The following is a 24743-nucleotide window of genomic DNA, read 5'->3' on the forward strand; positions in this document are numbered from 1 at the left end:
GGAGCACGATATGTTTTCTTATAATTGCCAAAATATTTTTAAAGTTCTAGAGCGTATTCCTAAATGATAAACCGATCCCACTCACCATAGGAGTTATAGATTTTTCCTCGAGGGAAGCTTAAAAGAATCAAAAGCCCTCCGCAAAGCAGACTAGATAGAGTTTGCAAAAGATTGGCTTCGTATATAAAGGGAGTAAACAACAAACAAAGGCCAAAAAGGAGATTAATCCATCGTAAGGAGCGCGCGGTTTCTGCAAAAGCAATTACACTAACAGTGATCACTAAAGAGCCTATAATATGATCGGCATTTGCCATACTTCCTGTAGAGTCTAACGTTAATCGTGTAAACATGAGCCAAAAACCCACTAGCAGGCAAAGCAGTAAACTCCAAGGGAAACTAACTCCTCCACTTACTATGTCTTTAATAACTTTTAAGGGTGGACGTTCAAAATTAGTTTCATCCTGACGTTCTTCACTTTCAGAATCTACATCACCTACAAACAAAATGCGTAAAATAGGTCGTCCGGCTTTCCAGCGACGCCAGAGAAAAACACTGGTTGCGACCAATTCATCAAGAGAATAAGGGACTTGTATCAACATAGAGCTAGCGGCAATTAAACACAATGTGCACCATGTACCCAGCAATATGGGCTGAATGATAATAAAAGTGATGGATACCACGCCTAAGGGAACAATTAAAATGCCAAAGAGTAAGACTAGCCAAGGCATGGTCCGCCAGCGATTCGTTCCACCAATAATTCCTGTGAAAATCTCAAGGATATAGACAAAGGCACCTAAGCCAGCATCAGGGACAGGCCAGGCTTCTGAGACATAGGAAGTTATAATTTCTTCTGTACCATTTTTTGGATCATTGGCATAACCCATGAAAAAAGGCTCCCAAACGCCATCAATATGTCCTAATTGATAGGCTGCCATATACCGAGAGATAAACAATCCTAAAAAAGCAAGAATAATAATCAGGATACGTTGTGACCAACTGGAGGGTGAAAAATCCCAACCGTAGGGGATTTGAGAACCTTCCATAGCGGCGTTGGGCGCTACGCCAACATCAGGGCGTACTAAAACGGAAAAGCCAATGATGAGAGATCCCACAAGTGTTCCATTCAGATAGGCGGCTGCTGTCGGGGCCCAAAAAGCTAAGGGAGAAAAGGTAACCCACAGTCCGACAAGAGCACAAAACCATCTTACTCCTGCAAATCGCCAGGATAAACATAAAAAGGCAAAAAAGATGAGTAAGCCACCGCTTATCCAATCGCTGAGCGTCATTGGATAAGATTCATAACCTAGGGTTGCTGGGGAGCTGAGGAGCCAAAATCCCAAAGCAATGTTTAAGAAATGGGCCCAGAGAAAATTTTGATGGACTTGACGAAATTCTTTTTCATAGGCTTTACGTATTTTTTCAGGATTTTGATGTTGGATGGCCTCCATCCAGTCGGGAACTGGAATTTTATTCTTTTCGTACCAATTCTCAGGGTCGTTTTTTAAATCCTGAATAATTTTAGGTAAGGTTTTTTTAATTTGATGTTTTGGTTGCCAATCCAGTTTTTCCTTGGCTTTGGAGATATCCAAATCATAGTGATCGGAAGATAAATCCATCATAAAAGGTTTTATGAAGGGTTTTTGACCTTGATCGAAATCATCTGGGACGAGGGGTTCTGATTTTTCTTCTAACCAAGCTCCAGCTTTAGCAATAGGTTTGGGTACATTAATCAATTCTGCTTTTTCATTATGCATCAGATCAGTAATGTAGTGTTGCATTTCTTTATAACTGACCACGTCGGGTTCACCAGCAAGAATGATCTCTTTTTCAGGCAAATCATGACGATGCTCGATGGATTTTTTAACTAAACGTACCAGATCCTCTTTATGAATGAAAGCTTGTCCAGATTCAATATTTCCTGCATATAGATAGCTTTTGAAGGAGCGCTCATAGACGCGTTTGATTTGATGAGCTAGGGTTGGCACACAACTACTTTCATCATACAATCCTGCGAGCCTTAAAATCAAATAAGGAATATGACCATGATGCTTTTCAATAACTTGCTCGGCTTCGACTTTGGATTCAGGATAGACCCATTTGGGGCCAAGGGGAGTCTCTTCATTGATTTTTTCGCCAGGTTTACAGGGTTCATGAACGAGCATTGTGCTAGTATAAATAAAGCGTTCGACTTCAAAATCCTGTAATTTTTGAAGTAATTTTTTCGTTCCCTTAACATTTACCTCTTCATATAAAGGTGAATCTTCACCAGTAAAATCAAAATAGGCCGCGAGATGGATGACGGCTGCAATTTTTGTTCCATAACGTTGTTTAAATATTTTAAATGCTTGGTTGATAGATGATTCTGATGTTAAATCAATAACAATATCAGCGGTCTCTTTTTCGCGATCGAGTCCAACGATGCGATAATCTTTTTTTAAGGCAGTTGTCAACGCAGTACCGATATTTCCTGAGGAGCCGGTTATCAGGACAACGGGTTTCTCATTCTCATGTCCCATCTGAATTCCTTTTTCGATTTCTTCCTTTCTTCCTTTGTACGCCACAGGGCTTTGGTAACTTGCCGTAAGGGACGTTTTCTTTAGTTACCTTTTATTTCTTCTAATTCATTATCGGTAAGTGTCCCGCAGGCGCGTGATATTCCTTTTATATCCCGGGAACTTTGAAATATTTTTATTCATCCCCTTTTGTTCCCGTTTTGTTTAAATAGTCGAATTAAAGCGTAGAACATTTTTAATCAATTAGCTAGAGCCGTGAGGCTTATCCGATTTGATTAGCCTAATTTTAACCCAATGATTGGCCAACGGCAGGAGCTTTCTGGATACCCTCTTTGAGCAGCATAGGGTAAATGAGCCACTAGCGTGACTAACATTGAAAAGCTGCTCGACGAACATCTCCCGTCCTTATCATTCAATTTAGCCCTGACTTCCGTGAATAGACGTTTTACCCAGCAACACTCCTGATGAATTAGCTCTGCCTTTTACCTTATGGAATAGTAAGGCGATAAGTGTCTACATAAAAAAAGCCGGGGGAGTTTGTTATTCAGAAAGGGGCGTTAGAAACTTAGTGACAATCTGGGGTTTCCTCACAAAAGCCAGCTAAACAAGCTTATCATGAGTATAAAATTCTAGTTCGCGACAACGACTATTTTCCGCTACCTAATATTATTATATTATCTTATATGTTCTTACCTACCGGAACTTTCAGTGCTGATTAAAAAAATAGACAATTTAGATTTTGGATATAGTGCGGATGCTCGTTTTTTCCACCTAAGTTTTATAGGTTTTATTGATTCGGTGAGACAGGCAGCAAGGGATGCAGTTTTTGGACTAAATCTCTTGGATGGGATTGAGGCTAAGTGTGAGCATATCTCAGAAATTTATAAATCATCTTTTTCAACGACGGATAATGCACAAATTAATATAAGCATTGGTCTTAAGGAATTCGACAGAATCATATTGCTTTTCCGTTATTGTAATCAAATTGGTGTCAATATTCATCCTGAAAATCTGTATATGTTTGATAACGGTGAGATGTACAGTTATAAAGTAAATGAATCCACTTCCGGCGTGGGAAAATTAGGTTTCTATTTAGCAGCCGCTAAACAAATTGCTGATGAGATGAAAGAACCGTTGGAGATAAAAGACTATGCTTTGCCAACCAATAGAAATTTTTGGTTGAAAGAAGAAATAGCCTCTTATACTAAAAATGAATACACCGCATATAAAGAAAACTGGATGAAAAATTTGTCTTTTTTCAGACTGCATCCGGACGATCTTGAGGCAAAACAGAAGGTAATTAGAGCTAGCATCGATCATATTGTGAGTATTGTAGAAAACATGGTTAATACTCACCCTAAAAATCCAAACAACTTTGAGGCCATGATAGGTTGGTATTATTTAAATAATTATACATACCTACAAGATCATTTAAAAAAATTCCCTGATTTTCTAACTAATAATCCTGAATACTTTAAAGAGAACTTCTTTTTAATCCGTGATCAAGACATGGATAAATTTAAATTACTTGCAAATAAATATATAAATCTCAGAAAGCAGCAGGAAGACTTAAATAACTCAAAACAAAGTATAAAAGAGCAGCGACTTGATGGCTATTGCAGCTTGATTTGACAGCCAGAAAGGCCATCACTAATAAAATTATTTGCCCAACAGCAGCTGGACGTTATTAAAGTAGCTATTCAAAAACAAATTAGTTACTTCATAACCTAACCTAGTGAATACAAAGTTCGAACACGTGTTGTGTTGTTTTATCTTTCTTGAAAACTGAGCGCTCGGGCACTTAATAATTCAGTATATTATTAGAACAGGAATATCAGCTCATAATTTTCAAAAGAGGTCTTCAAAGAATAAGAGGTCCTGAGAAATAAAAATCACTCTTATTTTTTATTTGTTTGCTACACTAATTTAGTATATAAAATCTCCAAGGGAATTAATTTATGCAAAGTGATATAAAAGAGCCTACAGTCTTAATATCTGGCTTTGCACGTTCATTTTTATCAGAAAAACCAATTTCTGATGCAACAATTACGGTCCTTGAGAATGAAATTTTAAAATTTAAAACGAATTCTAAGGGGCTATTTGGACCATTTGAATGGCCTGCTGGACAGCCTATTACTTTAGTTTTTGAAAAGCCAGGAACTTTTTGGTCAGGATATAAAACCACACAAACGGCTACATTAATTGTTCCACCTGAAGGAATTAACGATGCTAATTTTTTAAAAAATATTTCATTTCAAGTGCCTTCAAATATAGCTTATAAGTTTTTTTCTTTAGCCATGGGAATTAAGGAAGATCCAAATGCGTGCCAGATTGCCGCAACTATTACGCCTCCTAATAAAACGTTAGATGACCTTCCACAAGGCATTGAAGGTGTTAAAGTCACTCTATCTCCGGCTATAAATGCAAAACCCTTTTATTTTGGCATTTTACCGATTACCCAGAAAACAAACCCATTTTCTAGAAAGTTGGATGCGACATCACTCGATGGCGGTGTCGCGTTTCCCAACATTCCGCCAGGAGATTATGTATTAGAAGCCAAAAAAGATGGCATGACGTTTTCTAAAGTAAATATAAAAGCACGTGTTGGCGTTCTTGTAAACGCAAGTCCCCCTTTCGGACCTACAATGTTACAGGAAGTAAACTAGGATGATTCATCATGTTATAAAATAGTTCCTCAACTATTAATTATAGATTTTTATTCAAACATCAAAGACAACCTGAAATGACAATTTCAAGTTATCTTCTAACATCTGATTAAATTTCTCAACGATGTCACTTTGAAAAATACGGCCAGTCTGCTCAGAGAAAAAAGGCAGATATCGCCTACGAAATTGATCTCTTATAAATGAAAGTTGCTCAAGCGTACTCAAATCTTTGTATTCAGGCATTTTATCGCTTAATTCTTTCGCTGCCACTTCAAAAACTTTTTCTTCAAATCTTTGCATGATGTCTATCCAATTTTTTGTAGCGCCATATTCACCAAACATTTTCATAAAGGTACCACGTTCGGATTTTAAGAATTTTTCATTGTTTTTAATACTGTGAAACAATTTTTGTAGATCCTGATAATTGTTTGCCTCTTTAAGACGGGCAAAGATAATATCCTTAAAATTTTCCTTATCATGCGGATGATATAATTTTTTATCTTGAATTCTGTCGGAGTATTTGGCATTAAAAGCTACTATCTCATCAAGAGTTTGGCATTTTGCTATTTTCTTTAATAACTTCTCTTTTTCAGGATGTTCGGGTTCGCTAGCTTGCAATTCTCCTTTATTAGCTGCCAGCAAATCCAATTGGCATGTTATAAAAGCTTTAGCTTCATCAATGCTTAAGCATTGTTGTAAAGCTTGACTATCTAGAGTACTGCTTAATTCATAGGTGCTGAAAGGATTATCTTCTATGCCATTTAAAATGCTAATAATGTCTTTCTTAAGTGACTCAATATCAGCAAGAAAAGGGTAAGATTTTCTAAAATAGTCTTTGACTTCCTGACCTCTTATTCTGGCATTTTGTATTGAGCTTACGATATTTTCTGGCAATCGCGATACCTGTTTTTTATAGTCCAGCTCTATTTCAAGCAAACGGGACAAGGAGTCCTCAATGAGTTCTTTTGATTCACTATGAGTCATTTCCTCAAACATCGTCTCTAAAGCTTTACGTGTTTCTTCTGGTAATTCCAGATCATTTATTTTGGTTTGAGCGTGAAACTGTTTCTTTTTATCATAATCCTCTGGTGTTCGCACTTTATCTCCCGGAACTCCCCAGACCTGTAATAAACTTATTGCTGCCGCATAGAGATCTAATTTTTCGGGGAGTTCATTATTTATTGCCTGAGGATTCCTATATTGCTCTGTTTTCCCCCGAGAATAGCCTTTCTCTTTTTTCTCGGCAGTATCAAGATCAATGAGCTTCAGAGACTTTACCGTATGAGTTTGAAAATCCAAATCAACAATGATATTTTGTGGTTTAATATCTGTGTGAATAATGCCATGATCATGCATTTCCTTTATGGCTTCTAGCAATTTCCTTGAAATAGCGAGACGCATCTCAGGTGTAAGTTTCTTTTGCTCTTTTATGATATCCGCCAATGTCCTACCTGCAACCAAGTGCATAATATTATTATAAAAATAATCTTTGTCCTCTCCTGCAAACTTTTCATAAACAACACTTCCCTGGGTATGTAAGGGGTTATATATTGCCGTAATCTCAGCAATCTCCCTAGATTTAGCGTTAGCAGCCCCTTTTGTGGCGTCTTCTACCGATTCATTGCTGAACACTAATACACCTTCTGAACGATGGACCTTCACTACACGCTGATGTTGCGGATCATCTTTAAAAATAGCTTTTCTTTCAGCATTAAGAATAACCGTTTCGGCAAAATAAGCTTTCGCTTCACCGCCACTTCCTATTTCTCTAATTAACACTCGGCTATTTTTTTCATTTTCTTTATAAAGTGGGTATTTCAACTTCACCCGATATTCAACGCCATCAATATTCACAGGATAAGAGTTCGATTTGGAAAAATAGCGCCCGTTATCTGCTTGACTTAGTAGTCTGCCGAGAATTGTTGAATCCTTTTTAGACAATTTAGTTGGATCGATAGTTACGTTAACCACAATTAAAGCTCATTTTCGTACAAATATGATTAATTATATGCCTTTTGATTTAATTATGAAACACAACATGACTCGCTCTTATTATCTGATTTAGTAATAAAGGCCTTAAATGATAAGTATTTTCTATTGCCTAAATGCACTGCAATAATTTTTGTAGAGATACGCCAAGTTGATAGAGATGTAAAATCTTTTCCTTGTCATTATCGTACCTGGAATCTTAAATAGCACCTCGCAATAGCGACTATGGCAATTTCAGGGCTTCCTTAATGATAGCAAGCATTTGTGAAAGTATACCTTTCTACCTGCCTGAAGGTCACCTATTGGTGATAAATGGCGATACAAGGTTTGTTTTAAAAACCGACCTCTTTACAAAGCGAAGAAATTTATGTTTCAGACTGCACTAAGCAGATCATGGCAAAGTGTCATTAAGTAAGATTATTCTTCTGTTGATTTAGCTTTTCAATATATTTGCTATATCCAGCTGAAAAATAAACGATCGTGCCGTCCCATTTTTTATTAAATTCATCGAATTTAACAAGGATATTCGATCCAGCCCAAGGATCATCGATTAAAACTCGATTACCTATTATTCCTTTGACTACCATGAAATGCCCCCCGATTTCATCAGTTCTCACAATTAAAGGACCGAAGTTATATAAATAATAGGTAAGGTGGCCAGGCAATACTTCTTTAATAGATGCTTTTTTAATAGATTTTTTTAGATTAATATCATTTAAAAAATCGCTATAACTTTTTAAATCTGCAGAATTCTTTCCCGAAAATAATTTTATTGGCCTGTTATCATAGTTGAATTTGAGTTCCTTTCGTGGCTGCAAGCAAATGTCGTATTTTAGCTCATCACATTTTTGTATATGATAGTCTATTAACATCTTCATAGAAGCATCTGCACAGTCAAAAATGCGTGGCTGGTGATAATAAATAAGGTCTTGATAGAGTATGTCGCCTGAACAAAAAAGTTTATCTGTTTCTAGACATTCTGTTAGTGATAGTATAGCAATGGAGCCAGAGGAATGATCTTTAGAACTTTTACCATAAAATAAAGATGTCGCTGCATTTAAAGTCTGATGGGTTTTTGTATATATTTTTTCTTTTTTGCTCGTACTTTTCACGGGTAGAATTAAGACATCTTCGCAATCAGTCCATTCAAACGCCATATCTCGTATAAGGTTATTAACATCTGTATATTTGCTAATACATAGAGGAGATTTTTTGTTTTCAGTAGCACAGGCGATAAACGTAGATGATGCCACAGGAATCAGTTTAACCGCGGCTTCCTTAATCTGTTGCAAAGAATCTACAAAAGCGATACCTGTACAATGATTTATTGTTTTTGAAACAACTAAATCTTCGAATCTCTTAATATCAACCACTAGGTTAATTCTTATAATTGCATAAAACATTATTTGTATGCCTCAAAACAATGCTTCTTTATATTTTTAAATTATAGCAGTCATAACGGGATTGCTTATTAATGGATGTAGCGTCACAAATGATAAAAATTTGGCTAAACTCATCTAACGCTAGCTTTATCAACGATCTAATCGCACAAGCAAGGAGTTTAAAAGACATATATTATCTGATGATAATCGAAATAGGCTTAAACGAATTGCAACGAAGCCGATTTTTTATACTAAAGCTTGGACTTTCCATGACTCTTCTTAGTTTGAGATACAGAAGAATGTTATAATAAGTATATAAGGAAATTAAAACTTGTAATTGAGGGATCTCATGAATCATCGGAAAAAGAAAAAAGATCAGCAACTGAAGAAAAATGATTTGAATTCCAACAAATCAGATGAAGACATCATAGACGAAACACTAAAAGAGACTTTTCCAGCAAGCGATGCGCCTTCGTGGTATGGTGGAAAAGATATAAAAAAAGTAACTCCGCCTTCAAAAGGATAAGCTTACCTCACTTTACTCTTGAGTGGAAACGCGCACATAACCGTAAATCATCATAAATTCCTGTTATTTTGGTATTAAGAACTAGCGTAGATAATGATTTAAAATCAATTACCTATCCTCTTATTAGGATTTACACCATAAGCTCATTCTTTCTGATATTTATTATTCATGTGCAAAAAAATTTATTTTATAAGAATTAAAAAAATATTTTTCACTTGACTTAAAATAAATCTGAGCTTCTCACTTTACTAATTAGGCAAATAAATGCATTCAGAAAAAATGTTAAGGCTGGCTGTATTGTAAAACCACAAATACATTATAATTATCGTACATTGATTCATGCTTTTGAGTTATTAGATGAACAATGGAAGAATAATGCAATTGAAAATTTACCTGAAAAATTACCTTATTTTTTGTGCAAGTAATTGGTTACTTACAACGAAGCTTACCTGCGATTGATCGCTTTGCGTTGGCTAACGATATTAAAAAATTAGTGAAATACAATTTACCAATAGAGCATAGTTCTCGTATTTATTATTATGGTAAGGAAGAATTTCCTGTTGTAGTTAATGATAATGACTCTGCATCCGGACTTGGATTTACATATGGTATTGGGGTAGGCGGTTCAAAACGTCAGCTGGAGTGGATTACTGAGGTTCCAAAGTTAAAGCAATATTTTGAGAAAAAGCAGGAGCATTTACAGAGTCTATACCCAGAGAAACAGCCCTCCCTTACCCCTGGTGGCTGATCTTCCGAAAGAAATCTTCCTCTCAAAAAAACGTTCGTTTTATAGTACTTTGTGACCCTTGACATATTGTCGTTTATAAGAGACAATTAATTATAAATAAGAAAAATAACAAAACTCTAAGAAACTATGTAACCCAATCTGGAAAAATACCTTTTGTTGATTGGATAAATAGCATTAAAGATGCGACTACTCGTCATAGAATACGGAGACGCTTAGACAGAGTAGAGTTAGGTCATTATGGAGAATATAAAGTTCTAGGCGAGGGAGTTTGCGAATTAAAATTGGATTTTGGCCCTGGCCCTGGCTATGGCTATCGAATTTATTTTGCCGAGCAAGATAATGTTATTATTATTTTATTATGTGGTGGTGATAAGAGCAGTCAATCTAAAGATATTCAAAAGGCAAAAACATATTGGCGCGAGTTATTGGAGCGAAATCATGAATAAAAAACAAATTTTAGAAAATACGGCAAGTTATCACGATGAATTTATTGAATCGCTAAAAGATTCAGATGAAGCTTTTAGCTATTTGCAGCTTGCTCTAGAAGAGTATCAAGAAGATAATGATGCAGAAGCTTTGCTTGTTGCTTTACGAAATATTGCTCTTGCTCAAGGTGGCATTACAAAACTAGCAAGAAAAACGCAGTTAAATCGACAGAATCTCTATAATATTCTTTCTAAAAAAGGGAACCCCAGATTGGATACGTTTGGTGCAATTGTTAAGGGTCTAGGCTTTAAACTCGCGATAGGGCATTAAAAGATATTTTGCAGCTCTGTTGTAAAAAAGGGCAATTTAATAAATGGCTGATTGACAATCCTAACAAAGTATCATTATCAATGAACACTTGGGTTTTACAGTTGAGCCCTACCTAAAATTTATGATTTTGTGGGTTGAGCTTTTTTTGCAGCAGACTCATATTTAATAAAAATAGTAACCTGAAAAATCTGACAAATAAGGGGAATTTGTAGTAGGGAATTATGAGGGTGAAAAGTCTCAAAAAAGGTCGTTTCTTGAGACTGTTATTTTAATACTTAGAGTGAGCCATTGTTATTCTATAAAGAGCTCTGTTGCAAGAAACGATTTTATTAGAGGCTGATCACGGTAAACTTAAGCAAGTGATTAATCCTGTAAGAGGATTTAAAGCCATGAAAACAGCTTACGCTTCGATTCGATTAAAAAGGTCATTTTAATAGTTGGATATATGACAACTGTAATGAAGTGTCATTTATTAAATAATTGTTTCAGGTGCATAGCTGAATTATACTTAGAATTAATATTTTTTAGGCTCCTTATAATTTTGCAGCTCGGCCTAAAAGGTTTCTTGTGAACATAAATAGCACAGGTGATTTGTTTGTATTTCACCACAGGCTTCATCATTTGCAAGTGGCGTGTTAGATTACATCGAAACTAATACAAATAAGGCAGGCAAGGGAGTTATTTACTATTTCTGTCTCGACTTCTTGCTGTCTCTCACATAAATTTCTTCAAACTCACCCATCTCTTCAGCCTGCTCTTCGCCTAATTGAAAAAAGCTAAATGGTGCTAAATTAGAGGAAGAACTTTTTAATTCTTGTTCTATTTGGCTTATATGGTGCCTATCTTCTAAGCTATTAAATGACTCAGTATGTTTATTGAGTTCATTCTCAAGTTCTGAGAAAAGCTGCTCGTCATGATTTTGCTCTTCTAAGATAGGTTGCTCACTCACTTGGTCAAGTCGTTTTCTTTTTTTATTGCTAGCGGAAGAGGCAGTTGTTTTAAATTCTTGCGCTATTTGCCTTATCTTATGGCTATCCTCTAAGCCATTAAATGGTTCAGATCTTGCATGAAAGAGTTCATGTTCAAGTATTGAGAAAAGCTTACCGTCATGATTTTGTTTTTCTAAGGCAGGTTGCTCACCTACTTGGTTAAGTACTCTTCTGTCGTTATCGTGAGCGAAAAAAGCGGGAGAGTATGGACTGTTAAGATTAGTATGATTAGTTGATATCAGATTATCATTTGGAACGGCTAACTCATTACTCCTTGTAAAATAATCATCTACATGCTGTTCTGTTTGGTTTTTCTCGAAGCTAGAAACATCTTCTACTATTTCCATTTCAGTTGATGAATTTTCTTCTGGATTTATAGAAGTGATACTTAATGATTTGTCTTTTCGCCTTGCGCGTTTACGCTGCCCGGCATTTCGTAATGCACTCTAAGGCAATCACCTGTTGCGATGCATCGGTTAATTTACCCGCCACTACCATGCCATTCTTTGCTAGTTTGGTATCGGTTAATAAGTTAGTATCGACTGTATTAGGGTAGATTATTTCGGTTCCCTGATAAACCCAAATCCTAGCACGCTCACGCTGCGTGCTCTTCGTAATGTACTCCAAGGTAATCACCTGTTGCGATGCATCGGTTAATTTACCTCTCACCACTAAGCCATTCTCCAGCTTTGTATCGGTTAAATCACTTACCTTAAAGGGGATATCATAAGTAAAGCCCGTCTGCTCATAAACCCAAATTCTGTTAGCACGCTGACGCTGCGTGTCCTTCATAATGTACTCTAAGGCAATCACCTGTTGCGATGCATCGGTTAATTTACCCGCCACTACCATGCCATTCTTTGCTAGTTTGGTATCGGTTAATAAGTTAGTATCGACTGTATTAGGGTAGATTATTCCGGTTCCCTGATAAACCCAAACTTTGTCAACCATGTTTATGCCAAATTAATATATAATAAGCACTATTATAATACAATTGTATTAAGAATTTATTAATTGAGAAAGGGTCAGCACAACAGCAGTAAGCGCTTAAAGTATTTTTAAATTATCAGTGTACCAACATTAGCAGATTATTTTTCTGGATGAAATGAATACTCTTAGATCCTGGTACCACTTCTTACGTAGCACAATGCTTGGAAATTGGTGATAGAAAGTGGTCGCTTTTCTTGTTTAATAGATAGGCTTTGATGCAAGAAAAAATTATGATTTATATGTTAGATAAGCCAAACAAAGAATTAAAACTTGATGAAAATTGTAATTCGAACAAGCTAGGTGAATAAATACTTGGGATAGTTGCAACGTAGAGTCACAAAAAAGGTCGTTTTTTGATAATCCTGGTAACCTGATATATGCGTGTGCGTATCGAATGATATGAAATGACGCCAATGACTTATAAAACAGTACTTAAAGATTAAATGTTTAGTACTCGCAACGAGATGAGCCTTTAATATTTCGATTTTTTTCTGTCTTACTCTCTGACATCAATTTCTTCAATGTTATCTATTTCTTCAACCTGAGTCCCGTTTAATGAGAAAAAGCCAGGTGGTGCTAAGGTAGAGGAAGAAGAATATGTTGCTAATTCTTGCGCCATTTTGCTTATAGCTTGGCTATTCTCTGAGTCATTAAATAGTTCAGAGTTTTCATGAAAGAGTTCATGCGCGAGTACTGAGAAAAGCTGCTCGTTATGATTTTGTGCTAAGACAGGTTGCTCATTCACTCGGTCAGCTCGCTTTCTTTTGTTATTGCTAACAAAAAAAGAAGGGGAGTATGGACTGGTAGGATTAGGGTGGTTGGTTGATATTAGGTTATCATTTGGAACAGCTAACTCATTATTACTTGAATATATCGTAGCTCTATAAAATTTTTCCTTTCTTGTCCGTATATATTTCGCATTCTTTGTAATATATTGTAAACAAATCTCCTGTCCCGAGACATCCTTTAACTTGCCTTCCACTATCAGGCCCTTCGCCTCCTTAACATCGGTTAAATGACTTAGTTCAAAAGGAGCCTCGTAGGGGCGAGCGGTTTTTGCATAGACCCAAATGCCGGCACGCTTTTGCTGTGCATTCTTAGTGATGTATTATAATTGAATGGCCTGTCTTGAGGCATCGGTTAATTTCCCTGCCACCCCCATGCCATTCTTCCCTTTCTTGACGTTAGTCAGTGAATTAATATCAACTATATCAAGGTAAGTTATTGCGGTTCCCTGATAAACCCAAACTTCGGCAACCATATTTATGTCCAAAAATTGAATAATAAGTAACACTGCATGCCGTAGAGGAAAATTAACAAAAGGGGATTTTCTGCATGTATATTTGGAATACTAAATAAAAAGAAAGTTCGGATGTCAAAAAGGGTCGTTTTTTGAGATAATCATTACATTGGAGGCGGGCGTCATAATAATCATTAATTTGAATTGACTTTTGGTTTCATTGATTTAGTATTTAAAGCCTTTTAGTCAAAAGGCAATCAATTTATGCCTGGTAATTTTTTTAACTCAAATGAAACTTTACAAATAAGACTATCTAATTAATTAAACACTTCGAGGAAGTTGAAGTAGTTTATAATAAATTTAGAAGTGCTGTTGAGCTAGCTTATAAAAATCAATTACCTGAACGATTAATTGGGAATATAAAATTCAAGCAGATGATTTTGAAGTTTGTAAGTTATTACAAAAAGAATTTAATCTCGCTTATGAAAATCTAATCAATACCTTGTATATTGTTGTATCACGGGTTCTTTTTCTGAGATTGAAAAAAAGAATTTGGCAGAAGACTTCCGAGAGTATGGAAAAAAATTGTTACAATATAAAAACAATGTCTTTGATGAAATGTCTGGGCACTTATATGGTATTGCATATTGCTACAAATATTCTAAGCTAGAAGATAGAGGAAAATATGAATGTGAGAATGAATCAGAGCAAACGATGCGGATAATGGGACTCAGATAATCTTGAAGGTTGCCACAAATGGCTCTGTTGCAAGAAATTTTTAATTTGCAAACTACTAAGTTTAGGGCGGATCTCAGCTGTATAGGCCAAATTGTTCATCAATAAACGACACTTCGGTACGTGTTCCGTACATCCAGCTATTAAATTGTCCTTTCTTAAACATCTGCATGATTTCAAATCCTTTGATGGTCGCATAGGCGGTTTTCATCGATTGAAATCCTTGCCCTGGTAATAAGGTATTTCCATTCGTCTTTAATCTTGATGTAAGTTTCATCCAAATGCCAACGCCTAGAATAACGCGTCTTATACCATTGAAGTCGCTTTTTAAGTTCGGGCGCATAATTTTGGACCCAGCGATAAGCAGTCGTGTGATCAAGGCCAAGGCCACGCTCTCTCATTATTTCTTCCAAGTCCCGATAGCTAATCCCATATTTACAGTACCAACGCACATTGCAGGATTACTTCACTGTGAAAATGACGCCATTTGAATGCAATAGGTTTTGTTGTTCGCATCTTATGTTTCGATTAGTTTAACCGAGTTGGTTTAAATTATAAACTAATGTCGTTTTGTAACAGAGCTAACAAAACTCCACATTTCATCTAATTGTACTTCTTCTACTTTAATAAGAAGAACCGTTAGTAATTTATTGGCCTGCTTTTTTTCTTTTAGAAAAGTATAATTTATACACTCAAGGTCAGCCACTCTTTTTTTAACTCATTCAAAACAGTATTTACACCTACACTAAAAACACGAACCATATCTCTAACACCACTCCCATTAAGCGCCATTTCTGCAATTTTTCGTTTAACTTCGGGTAAATAACCCTTATTGGTATAAGTCAGAATAAGGTCTTTTTAGGACAATTGTTATTATCACAGCGAAAACGCTGTTTACCCACTGCAGTAAAACCAAATTTAGCAACTTGCGTTGAATGACAAGTGGGACATAGAACTTGATTTTTGTCATTTTTTTTAACTACTCTAAAGAGGAAGTACAATTTTATCATATCAATATATTGGAATCATCACCGAAAAATGAAGCTAAATATGCTGCTTGGGAAATGTCCGATAATCTAGAGCTAGAGTAATAAAACCCTAGTTTAGGTTGATAATGAGATTAAACCTGATGGCTCTTATTCATTTCCTAATAGCGTCACTTTGAGTTTGAAAGAAATATTTAGTCAACAGATTTGACGCATTACCGTAAATACGATAAATTGTTCAAACATGAAGCATGATACAGAACGTTGATTTGCTGCATTGAATAACACATACTGACCAAATTAAATTTCAATGAAAATAGGCAGGGCACTTGAAATGAAGCGTATATTATTTCCATTATTAGGTATTTCTCTAAATGCAGCTGCAAGCTCTCTACCAAATGAATGTCCACCAGCTTCTGCATTTTCACATGAAGCACCTGGTTTATCCTGGCAGGTAAATGTAGGTGGCTGGATCTTTGATCAGGGTGGGTCTCAACAATCCACATTAACGAACATTCCCAATGATGCTGTAAGCTACGTGTTTATCATCCCAGGTCAGTCAGGAAGCGTGCAATGTACTTATAGTGAAAATTTACATGATCAAGGTATATTAAATTTTGATTTAATACGTGCAACATCGATAAATAAAGAAGAAATTCCTACGCAGTTTTCACCATCTGGAAAGGGCTATAAATGCTATTTTGTTGCTGGCAATCCTAGCACCTGCGCCTGGAAGTAGTTAAAAAACGAACTTGTTATAGAGATTGAGCCCAGTATGATTAAGGGCCTAGTTTAAATTAGGTAGCTTATATTATACTGCACGCCAGGGAAGGCTGAAAGCCAAAGCGCGCAGGCTGCGATTTTTTTAATCAGCCCGCCTGTATAAATAAAGAAACTTAAGCTACTTAATTAAATCTCCACTTGAACAACAAAATTACTTAAAATTTGACTTCAAAATCCCACTTTTAAAAAGGCGAAAATTTTTTGCAACAGAGCCCTTTAATTTATTAAGGGAGTTGAGAAAAACAACCAACCTTAGAAGCCTTGGCAGAAAAGGTTTTTTCTTAAAGATAGTCTCAAAAAACGTTCGTTTTATGATAGATGATATATGCTGCAACAGCGCCATAATTTCTCTTATCCTAAAGGGCGGTGTTACAAAAACTATAAAAGTCGCATAAACATAAATTCAGGGCAAATTTCAGCTTTAAATGTGAAATAACTGGTTGATAAATGAAGCTTCATTTTTGACTTTGACATACGTTTCATCGAGATGCCATCTCCTAGAGTAAGGTTGTTTATATCAATCTAATCGTTTTTTAAGTTCGGGCGCATAGTACTGAACCCAGCGATAAATGCTGGTGTGATCAATTGACATGCCCTGTTCCCCCATCATTTCTTCTAAATCACGATAACTGATTCCGTACTTACAATACCAACGCACGCATTGCAAAATTACTTCACCATGAAAATGACACCATTTGAAAACTAAGGGATTTTCTAAGCTCACAGAAATATCCAGCTAAATTTGCCTAGTATATAACCATCTTATTTTTGCAACACGCCCTTCTTTATTTATACAAGTGGAAAATATTTTTTTGATTTTTACAAAATTAAATTTTTTGTAACAGAGCTGTTAATCATTCTTGTCGCCTACAAGATAGCTATTAAATTGTTTTGCTGTTGTTAATTATTTCTTAATCCTAAAGTGGTAAAATATTAATCTAATTGGTTTATAAATGGATAGTAATTATGTATGGCGATTCCTCCTCTGAGTATGAATTAAATGAAAATGCATCTACTAATACCTCTCAACAAACGACCTCTGAAACGCCTACTTCTAGCGGACAGGAAATTGACTTAAATGTCTTAGATTCGATACCAAGCGAACTTATAGATGAGCAGTTCAGATCAATCATGGCTAACGCTCTGCATGAAGATAATCCCTTAGAGCCTAGTGCGCCTGGGCTAACAGTTAATAATAACAATAATAATCAGCCCATGTCTTTGCCTTCTGACGCACGTAAACGTAAACGAAAAACTCCCACCTCAAAGGCACCTAATAAAGTTTGGGTTTATGAAGGAACAGGCGACATTTATACAGGCCTTCCTCCAAGCACTGTCACATCAACTAAGAACCATAAGCGCAGCGAGGTGCTGAAAGGCCAGGTGGAGGTCGAGGGCCAAACCGTTACCGTAGAATACATTACTAAAAAAGCACAGAAAAAGCGACAGAAAGAACCTGAGATGGTTTGGGTTTATGAAGGAACAGGCGACATTTATACAGGCCTTCCCCCAAGCACTGTCACATCCACTAAAAACCGTATGGGCGGCGTGGTGCTGAAAGGCCAGGTGGAGGTCGAGGGTCAGACTATTACCGTAGAATACATTACTAAGGCTGCACAGAAATGGCGGCAGAAAGAGCCTGACATGGTTTGGGTTTATGAAGGAACAGGCAACATTTATACGGGCCTTCCTCCAAGCAATGTAACATCAACTAGGAACCATAAGCGCAGCGAGGTGATGAAAGGCCAGGTGGAGGTTCAGGGTCAGGCCATTACCGTAGAATACATTACTAAAAAAGCACAGACATGGCGACAGAAAGAGCCTGACATGGTTTGGGTTTATGAAGGAACAGGCAATATTCATGCAGGCCTTCCTCCGAGCAGTGCCACATCAACTAAGAACCATATGGGCGGCGAGGTGCTAAAAGGCCAGGTGGAGGTTGATGGTCAGACCTTTAGCGTAGAATACATTACTAAACATGCACAGAAAAAGCGGCAGAAAGAGCCTGACATGGTTTGGGTTTATGAAGGAACAGGCGACATTTATACAGGCCTTCCTCCAAGCGCTGTCACATCAACTAAGAACTGCAGGGGCGGCGAGGTGCAGAAAGGCCTGGTAGAGATTCAGGGTCAGATCATTTTCGTAGAATACATTACTAAACATGCACAGAAAAAGCGGCAGAAAGAGCCTGACATGGTTTGGGTTTATGAAGGAACAGGCAACATCTATACAGGACTTCCCCCAAGCAATGTAATATTAACTAAGATCAGTAGGGGCCAAATGGTGCAGAAAGGCCAGGTAGAGGTTGATGGTCAGATCATTTCCGTAGAATACATTACTAAACATGCACAGACATGGCGGCAGAAAGAGCCTGACATGGTTTGGGTTTATGAAGGAACAGGCAACATTTATACAGGCCTTCCCCCAAGCAATGTAATATTAACTAAGATCAGTAGGGGCCAAATGGTGCAGAAAGGCCAGGTAGAAGTTGATGGTCAGGCCTTTAGCGTAGAATACATTACTAAGGCTGCACAGAAAAAGCGGCAGAAAGAACCTGACATGGTCTGGGTTTATAAAGGAACAGGCGACATTTATACAGGCCTTCTTCCAAGCACTGTCACATCAACTAAGAACAATATGGGCGGCGAGGTGCAGAAAGGCCAGGTAGAGGTTGATGGTCAGACCTTTAGCGTAGAATACATTACTAAAAAAGCACAGAAAAAGCGGCAGAAAGAGCCTGACATGGTTTGGGTTTATGAAGGAACAGGCGACATTTATACAGGCCTTCCTCCAAGCACTGTCACATCAACTAAGAACAATAAGGGCGGCGAGGTGCTGAAAGGTCGGGTGGAGGTCGAGGGTCAGGCTATTACCGTAGAATACATTACGAAACAGGCACAGACATGGCGGCAACAAAGAGAACTAAAACAGCAGCCACAACCTAAAAAAAGAAAGAGAGACAAAGAAAATAATGCAGCAACCTTACCTATCAATGACAATCATCCTTATTCAGATAATAATAGAGAGGGTGATGTTGAGATGGCAGAATCTGAGCAAGGATTATCAGATGAGCAGGCCTATAGCCAGCAAGGCTTTAATGATGCTAATACTTTAAATAATGAGTTAAACGGTTATGTGGCCTACAGCCCATATGGTTTTTTTGCCCAATCGCCGCCTAGACTAAATCAGCAAGATAACACTTTGAACACAAACACAGAGCTACAAGATTCACTTCTAGAGGAGGCAATAAGCAGTTTTAAGTAGAGTAATGATAAGCAAAAAAATCAGGTGACCAAAGACAGCAATCACTCAAATGCATCGTCACCATTATCTTTCTTTGTATCTTATAATAAAGATGAAGTAAAGAAATCAAAGAAAGATGGCTCAGAAAACGATTACCTACCAAATAAGTCGACATGGCTTAAATAAATTATTAATCTCTAATTCTATGCGGTAAATAGTTAATGTCAGGGGCTTTAGAGATAACTTCTAATGCAGGTTACAAAACGAGTTTAGGTAAGGCTATTTGGGTAACAGCCCAAATGGATCTTCTGGCTCTGCTGCAAAGAAATTTTGCCTTTTTAAAAGTGAATTTTTGAAGTCAAATTTTAAGTAATTTTATTGTTCAAGTGGAAATTTAATTGAGTAGTTTAGGTTTCCTTATTTATACAGGTGAAAAATATTTTTTTGATTTTTACCAAATTAAATTTTTTGCAACAGAGCCCTATATATTATATTGGCACAAATGGCGCGAGCCCCATTACTGTAAATAATGAGTACAGTACATGCACAAAGAGCGATAAAAAAGTTGATTGATGTAGATCCATGTGCAAAATACTTAAATTATGCGATTCCATTAAATCCTTACATGACCTATGGTGGGACTTACAACCTAGCCCTAATTTAGGCACTTTAGAGATACGCGTTTTTGATGGCGTAGCTACTCGAAGCTTTAGCTATCGTTGCCTTCATTCACACGCTTTCTTATTGGTTTAAGGACAATGGCAGTTGGCTAGAATTAAGACTTGATGAAGATCGTAATACGTACAAGCTAAGTGCATAAATACTTGGGATAGTTGCGACGTAGAGTCTCAAAAAGGTCGTTTTCCGAGACTTGCATATTAACCTACATTTTTATTGGAGTTGGGAGGGCAGATTCTAATTTGTCATCACTGCCTACTATTTCTCTAGCTCTTTTTTCTTCATACTGTTGTGAGCGTAATTCGCGCCATTTTTTATAATTGGTGGGTGGAGATTTTTTTTCTAAGAATAATGGACTGTCTTCACTGTCTTTAATGACTAACCTGCGCTCATCGCTCTCTAAAGCTAACTCAGTTGTCTTTTTTTCTTGATTCTCTTTAGAAAGTAATTTTTGCTCTTGTTTTTGCCGCTTTGTAGCAAAATGTCCATAAAGGCCTACTATCATTATACCGACTATAGTTAAAGATAAGAACAGTGATTTAATAGGATTTGCTTTAAGCCACGCGCCAAAAGATGGCCGTACTTTAAATTGAGCGGTATAGTCTGAATAACCCTGTTTGCAGTAATTAGTATATTGTTTAGCTTCAGAAAAGTCATAATCTAATACTAGCAAACTATATTTTAAATAAGTTTCCAGTTTTTGAAGTTTATTAACACTTACATCGGTATATGTGACTTTACAGAAGTTACTTAGTAGATTCTCTATAGCGCTATCTAAAGGTTTAGTTTGTGGCAATATTATTTTATCTTTACTAAAAGAAAGCCCAATAGTATTGACAAACTCGATAGCCCTTGCTTGACTAACATCTTCTCGTTTTAGTTTAGTAAATTTGAGTTCTTTCGAAAAAAGATCACTATGACTACATTCATTTATCATATCATTAAACTGATAGAATAACCTCTCCATCTCCTTATCGCCCTTCCAACTTAAATAAATAAAACTCTTTAAAACCTGAATCTCCGGTTTATCATTTTTGATAAGACTATAAATATTTTTAATCGCATCATAATTAGTTTTAAAAGGCTCATCTATTATGGCTTCTGGATCTATATATAAATCTAACCATGCTTCTCGATTAGTAATCATGTCTATAAAAATTAGAGCACCTAAACATGTTAATCGCTCATCTTTTATTAGAAATCCTCCTGATAGAGCAATATTACCTTTACCCTGACCATAGGTTAATACTTCCATAAAAAGGTCAGTCATAAGTTCAATAGAATAATTATTAATTGTTTCTAAGTTAAATTTTTCTTTATAATGGAATAAAGCTACGTAATCTTGATCGACCCACTCCCATATTTCCTTAGACCACTTAAAACCAGTTGCCTGGCGAGCAACATCAACTAAACGTAAAAAGCAAAGCATGTGATTTTTACGTGATACAGAAATCGCATGGCTATGATAAATATCATGACCAAGTGCTTCCAACCCTAATACCCCTATATAGCCATGAATGTCACCATCCTCATAAGGTATGGTGTCAGGGTAGTGGATAGAAGCATAACGAGCAAAATGTCTCATACCATGCTCTATATCGTCTAATTTTATTTTACCTAACCTAGGCATTGGCCTTACGTATTCCTCTAAACCAAACCGAGCTATACCTAATGCATCACGCGCTCCACACGCTAAATTCACTAGACTATCTTCATCTTTTAAATAAAGACCATCTATACTTATTACTCGTCTACCAGTACTTTTACCATCATTCTTTTCATGCTCAAGCTTACCTAGCTCATTTGTATAAAAAACTTGCTCTGAAACGGGTAAAGAAGCAATTAATAAACGGAAATCTTCTACTTGGCTTGCGCTCATCTCTTCTAGGTAAAAGCGTTTTTGTATAACGGGTAACAATATTTGTTTGGCTTCTAAAGTAAAATCATTATGTTCGTCTAAAATTCGATATACACCTTTTAAAGGAAAATCAACTGCAGTTTGTGCATATTCTAATAGTGTATAAAGCTGCTGTTGAGAAATCTTATCAGAAGCATAAAGCGATAAAGCTAATTGTGGTAAGGTTGGGTCTTTAAATATTTCATGAGTCCAATCACCTATTTGTACAGCCTTGTATAAGGCCTCTAATTTTACTTTATTAATCGATTTTTTAACGACTTTTTGTGTTGCCTGAGGATTTAATAAATGATTAAAATTACCGGTGTGGTTACCCTTGGGGTTGATTGTAATGAACGCATCTGCTGCTCTTTTTCGATTCCAGGCACGCTGAATCATAAAAGCAGCCTTTTGATAACTTCCCTGATTCTTTTCTAAATCAGCTGGCGTCTTGCTTTCTTCATACAATCTCTTACGCTTTGTGCTTATTCCTTTAGTTAAATCTGTATACTTAGCATTAAACCGTTGCCAGACACGTTGAGCATCCTGTAAAGATCTGATCGGCGGCATAAGTTATTTAACACTAAAAATAATAATCATCATTTTACATAATTAAGGTTAAGGAATTATTAAATAAGGCTAACTATCTACTAAATTGGCAATTTATAATAGCCAATTTAGGGGTGGGATGGTTCATTATATAGCAGCCGTTTGTTTAGCAACGGAGGTCAATTATGTTATAAGTAATGGATTTGAGGTATTTTATTTATAAGTAAAATAGGTCTCAAAAAGGGTTCGTTTTTCGAGACTCTAGCTAATATTGATTAATTCAAAAAAGAATTTTTTACTCTCAAATTAAATTTTAAAGTGTTTAGGCGCGATGAAATTTCCTGACGTTTGTGCTAAACGTGGGCCTTTTTATACTATTGTAGAACGACAGCTTTCAATAAAACCAACCTAAAAATTCTTGGTATAGGCATATAGTGTGACCACTATCGCTTGTTTGCAAAGCTTTCTCAGGCGCTAGCGCAATGATTACTAATTGCTTCTTCAATTGATAACAAATTAGTTTGCGGTAGTCCAAAAGAGTTGACGCGACAAGGCTTTTTTCGGATCACCTACTCAAATGAAGTAATTATATTACAACTAACTTTTTGCATCAGCGCCCAAATTAGTACGGGGTAATACCTATATTAGTAGGTAAATATTATGTAGTAATGTAGTTACAAGTATGCTATTATTTATTGTAGTTATGTAACTACGATTATTTAAGAGTGAAAAAATGATTAAAACAGTGACGAGTAGAGAATTTAACCAAGATGTGAGTAAGATAAAACGTGACACGCAAGATGGACCTGTATTTATTACAGACAGAGGACGCGCTGCACATGTGCTTATGACTATTACAGATTATGAAAAGCTTACGTCTAAAAAAGAGACTATTGTTGATTTGTTGGCTATGCCTAAAGTAGCTGATATTGATTTTGAACCAGAAAAGCTTAGTAAAAAGATTTTTCTTTCTGAGGATTTTGATTAATGTTCCTTCTTGATACGAATGTGGTCTCTGAATTGCGCAAAGCTAAATCAGGCAAGGCAAATCATAATGTCGTTTTGTGGGCAAGAAAAACAAATATTTCGTTAATGTTTATTTCAGTTGTGTCCATTTTGGAATTAGAAATGGGGATTTTAAAAAAAGAAAGAAAAGATCCAGAACCAGGCTCTATTCTTAGAGCCTGGTTTGATTCTCATGTGCTGCCTGCCTTTGTTGAGCGCATTATTCCTATAGATACTGCTATAGCCAGGGCGACAGCAAAGCTGCATGTGCCAAACCCTTGCTCAGAAAGAGATGCTATGATTGCCGCGAGTGCCCTTGTTCATGGAATGACAATTGTCACTCACAATAAAAGCGATTTTGAAGCAACCGGCGTGGATATTCTCAATCCATGGCGCTCATACAAATAATAATGTTACTTTGCAATAAAGAAGCATTGATATTTAGAGGTTAACTGGGAACAGTTAGAAAATAACTACGCTAGCAGGCAACAAGCAGGGAATAAGGCTCCGTTGCAAAAACGATAAGTAGTTTATAATTTACTTATTATTATCATATAAAGGACTATTCCCATTGCTCCACCAAACTTATTTCCTTTAGATGGCGCCATTTTCATAATGATGATTTCTTTTTAAGGGTTGAGTCTCAGAAACGGTCGTTTTGTGAGACTGAAGAACGTATGTATTGTTAAAACTGCCAATTAGGCTATTTCAGCTTTTGAGATTACTATATTAATTTAATATTTAATAAATATAAATTTAGTCTTAATTATCATTTAATAATTTTGCCAAAAACTTTAGACTAGGTTTTACACTTATTTCTCATTAGAGTTTTGTAATATGTACTCAAAATCGTTTAATTGGTGGCATTTCCAGGGCGAAGTAATTTCGCAGAGTATTTTGGCACTAAAAATATGGCATAAGCTATTATGATTTTAAAAAATGCAGCGAAGTTTTTTCTGAAAAAATGCATCAAAAACAGCCCTATCTGCGGCATGATTGTTATCAATACGAACAAAATCCAGTTTCCAGTTAGGTAATCACGAAGTTAAAGCACGAGAGAAGTCTTTCTGA

20 protein-coding genes and 3 pseudogenes are annotated in these 24743 nt (G+C 36.3%); 11 read left to right on the forward strand and 12 right to left on the reverse strand.

Features of this window, described 5'->3' with window-relative positions; all coding sequences use genetic code 11:
• Window positions 1-59: 59 nt before the first annotated feature.
• Window positions 60-2516: an NAD-dependent epimerase/dehydratase family protein gene (locus tag ACQUW5_RS04435; protein WP_444990000.1), complete on the reverse strand. Its 2457-nt coding sequence runs from the start codon at window positions 2514-2516 to the stop codon at window positions 60-62.
• Between the two features lie 705 nt (window positions 2517-3221).
• Between ACQUW5_RS04435 and ACQUW5_RS04440 the strand changes: the two genes are divergently transcribed.
• Both ACQUW5_RS04440 and ACQUW5_RS04445 read left to right on the forward strand, forming a co-directional pair.
• Entirely contained in the window at window positions 3222-4145 is a 924-nt protein-coding gene (locus ACQUW5_RS04440; RefSeq protein WP_444990001.1) for a hypothetical protein, read from the forward strand.
• Between the two features lie 326 nt (window positions 4146-4471).
• A complete protein-coding gene (locus ACQUW5_RS04445) occupies window positions 4472-5179 on the forward strand; it encodes a carboxypeptidase regulatory-like domain-containing protein (protein ID WP_444990002.1) in 708 nt (235 codons plus the stop codon).
• Between the two features lie 54 nt (window positions 5180-5233).
• Here ACQUW5_RS04445 and ACQUW5_RS04450 read toward each other — a convergent pair whose 3' ends face one another.
• Both ACQUW5_RS04450 and ACQUW5_RS04455 read right to left on the reverse strand, forming a co-directional pair.
• The gene (locus ACQUW5_RS04450) at window positions 5234-7150 is read right to left on the reverse strand and encodes a protein kinase domain-containing protein (RefSeq protein ID WP_444990003.1); all 1917 of its coding nucleotides are present in this window, start codon (window positions 7148-7150) and stop codon (window positions 5234-5236) included.
• 425 nt (window positions 7151-7575) lie between these two features.
• On the reverse strand, window positions 7576-8571 hold the full coding sequence (locus ACQUW5_RS04455; protein ID WP_444990004.1) for a cysteine peptidase family C39 domain-containing protein: 996 nt from the start codon (window positions 8569-8571) through the stop codon (window positions 7576-7578).
• Window positions 8572-8899: 328 nt separating this feature from the next.
• Between ACQUW5_RS04455 and ACQUW5_RS04460 the strand changes: the two genes are divergently transcribed.
• The 5 genes and pseudogenes from ACQUW5_RS04460 to ACQUW5_RS04480 form a co-directional block, all read left to right on the forward strand.
• Window positions 8900-9076 carry a hypothetical protein gene (locus tag ACQUW5_RS04460; protein ID WP_444990005.1) on the forward strand — a complete coding sequence of 59 codons (177 nt, stop codon included), beginning with the start codon at window positions 8900-8902 and terminating at the stop codon, window positions 9074-9076.
• 415 nt (window positions 9077-9491) lie between these two features.
• Window positions 9492-9824 carry a hypothetical protein gene (locus ACQUW5_RS04465; protein ID WP_444990006.1) on the forward strand — a complete coding sequence of 111 codons (333 nt, stop codon included), beginning with the start codon at window positions 9492-9494 and terminating at the stop codon, window positions 9822-9824.
• Window positions 9825-9970: 146 nt separating this feature from the next.
• The gene (locus tag ACQUW5_RS04470) at window positions 9971-10270 is read left to right on the forward strand and encodes a type II toxin-antitoxin system RelE/ParE family toxin (protein WP_444990030.1); all 300 of its coding nucleotides are present in this window, start codon (window positions 9971-9973) and stop codon (window positions 10268-10270) included.
• Window positions 10263-10580 carry an addiction module antidote protein gene (locus ACQUW5_RS04475; protein WP_444990007.1) on the forward strand — a complete coding sequence of 106 codons (318 nt, stop codon included), beginning with the start codon at window positions 10263-10265 and terminating at the stop codon, window positions 10578-10580. The genes ACQUW5_RS04470 and ACQUW5_RS04475 overlap by 8 nt, the downstream gene beginning before the upstream one ends.
• Window positions 10581-10906: 326 nt before the next feature.
• Window positions 10907-11060, forward strand: a pseudogene (locus ACQUW5_RS04480) (IS6 family transposase); the annotation flags it as partial.
• Window positions 11061-11265: 205 nt separating this feature from the next.
• Here the strand turns inward: ACQUW5_RS04480 and ACQUW5_RS04485 are convergent.
• The 7 genes and pseudogenes from ACQUW5_RS04485 to ACQUW5_RS04515 form a co-directional block, all read right to left on the reverse strand.
• On the reverse strand, window positions 11266-11916 hold the full coding sequence (locus ACQUW5_RS04485) for a hypothetical protein (RefSeq protein WP_444990008.1): 651 nt from the start codon (window positions 11914-11916) through the stop codon (window positions 11266-11268).
• A gap of 70 nt (window positions 11917-11986) precedes the next feature.
• Window positions 11987-12520 carry a hypothetical protein gene (locus tag ACQUW5_RS04490; protein WP_444990009.1) on the reverse strand — a complete coding sequence of 178 codons (534 nt, stop codon included), beginning with the start codon at window positions 12518-12520 and terminating at the stop codon, window positions 11987-11989.
• A 535-nt stretch (window positions 12521-13055) separates the two neighbouring features.
• The gene (locus ACQUW5_RS04495; protein ID WP_444990010.1) at window positions 13056-13541 is read right to left on the reverse strand and encodes a hypothetical protein; all 486 of its coding nucleotides are present in this window, start codon (window positions 13539-13541) and stop codon (window positions 13056-13058) included.
• Between the two features lie 126 nt (window positions 13542-13667).
• Entirely contained in the window at window positions 13668-13820 is a 153-nt protein-coding gene (locus ACQUW5_RS04500) for a hypothetical protein (RefSeq protein ID WP_444990011.1), read from the reverse strand.
• Between the two features lie 790 nt (window positions 13821-14610).
• Window positions 14611-15050: pseudogene (locus ACQUW5_RS04505) on the reverse strand (IS6 family transposase).
• Window positions 15051-15218: 168 nt separating this feature from the next.
• Window positions 15219-15383, reverse strand: coding sequence for an IS1-like element transposase (locus ACQUW5_RS04510; RefSeq protein ID WP_444990031.1), 165 nt, complete (start codon window positions 15381-15383; stop codon window positions 15219-15221).
• The gene (locus tag ACQUW5_RS04515; RefSeq protein ID WP_444990012.1) at window positions 15377-15544 is read right to left on the reverse strand and encodes an IS1/IS1595 family N-terminal zinc-binding domain-containing protein; all 168 of its coding nucleotides are present in this window, start codon (window positions 15542-15544) and stop codon (window positions 15377-15379) included. The genes ACQUW5_RS04510 and ACQUW5_RS04515 overlap by 7 nt, the downstream gene beginning before the upstream one ends.
• A 310-nt stretch (window positions 15545-15854) precedes the next feature.
• Between ACQUW5_RS04515 and ACQUW5_RS04520 the strand changes: the two genes are divergently transcribed.
• A complete protein-coding gene (locus ACQUW5_RS04520; RefSeq protein WP_444990013.1) occupies window positions 15855-16259 on the forward strand; it encodes a hypothetical protein in 405 nt (134 codons plus the stop codon).
• A 486-nt stretch (window positions 16260-16745) separates the two neighbouring features.
• Here ACQUW5_RS04520 and ACQUW5_RS04525 read toward each other — a convergent pair.
• Window positions 16746-17027, reverse strand: a pseudogene (locus ACQUW5_RS04525) (IS6 family transposase); the annotation flags it as partial.
• Window positions 17028-17269: 242 nt separating this feature from the next.
• On the opposite strand from ACQUW5_RS04525, the gene ACQUW5_RS04530 reads away from it, so the two are divergent.
• Window positions 17270-19567, forward strand: coding sequence for a hypothetical protein (locus tag ACQUW5_RS04530; RefSeq protein ID WP_444990014.1), 2298 nt, complete (start codon window positions 17270-17272; stop codon window positions 19565-19567).
• Between the two features lie 862 nt (window positions 19568-20429).
• On the opposite strand, the gene ACQUW5_RS04535 is transcribed toward ACQUW5_RS04530, so the two are convergent.
• A complete protein-coding gene (locus ACQUW5_RS04535) occupies window positions 20430-22688 on the reverse strand; it encodes a hypothetical protein (RefSeq protein WP_444990015.1) in 2259 nt (752 codons plus the stop codon).
• 712 nt (window positions 22689-23400) lie between these two features.
• Between ACQUW5_RS04535 and ACQUW5_RS04540 the strand changes: the two genes are divergently transcribed.
• Window positions 23401-23655, forward strand: coding sequence for a type II toxin-antitoxin system Phd/YefM family antitoxin (locus ACQUW5_RS04540; protein ID WP_444990016.1), 255 nt, complete (start codon window positions 23401-23403; stop codon window positions 23653-23655).
• Window positions 23655-24080, forward strand: a complete 426-nt coding sequence (locus tag ACQUW5_RS04545; protein WP_444990017.1) for a type II toxin-antitoxin system VapC family toxin — start codon at window positions 23655-23657, stop codon at window positions 24078-24080. The genes ACQUW5_RS04540 and ACQUW5_RS04545 overlap by 1 nt, the downstream gene beginning before the upstream one ends.
• Window positions 24081-24743 lie beyond the last annotated feature (663 nt).

It is taken from the genome of Legionella pelazae, from assembly GCF_052527395.1.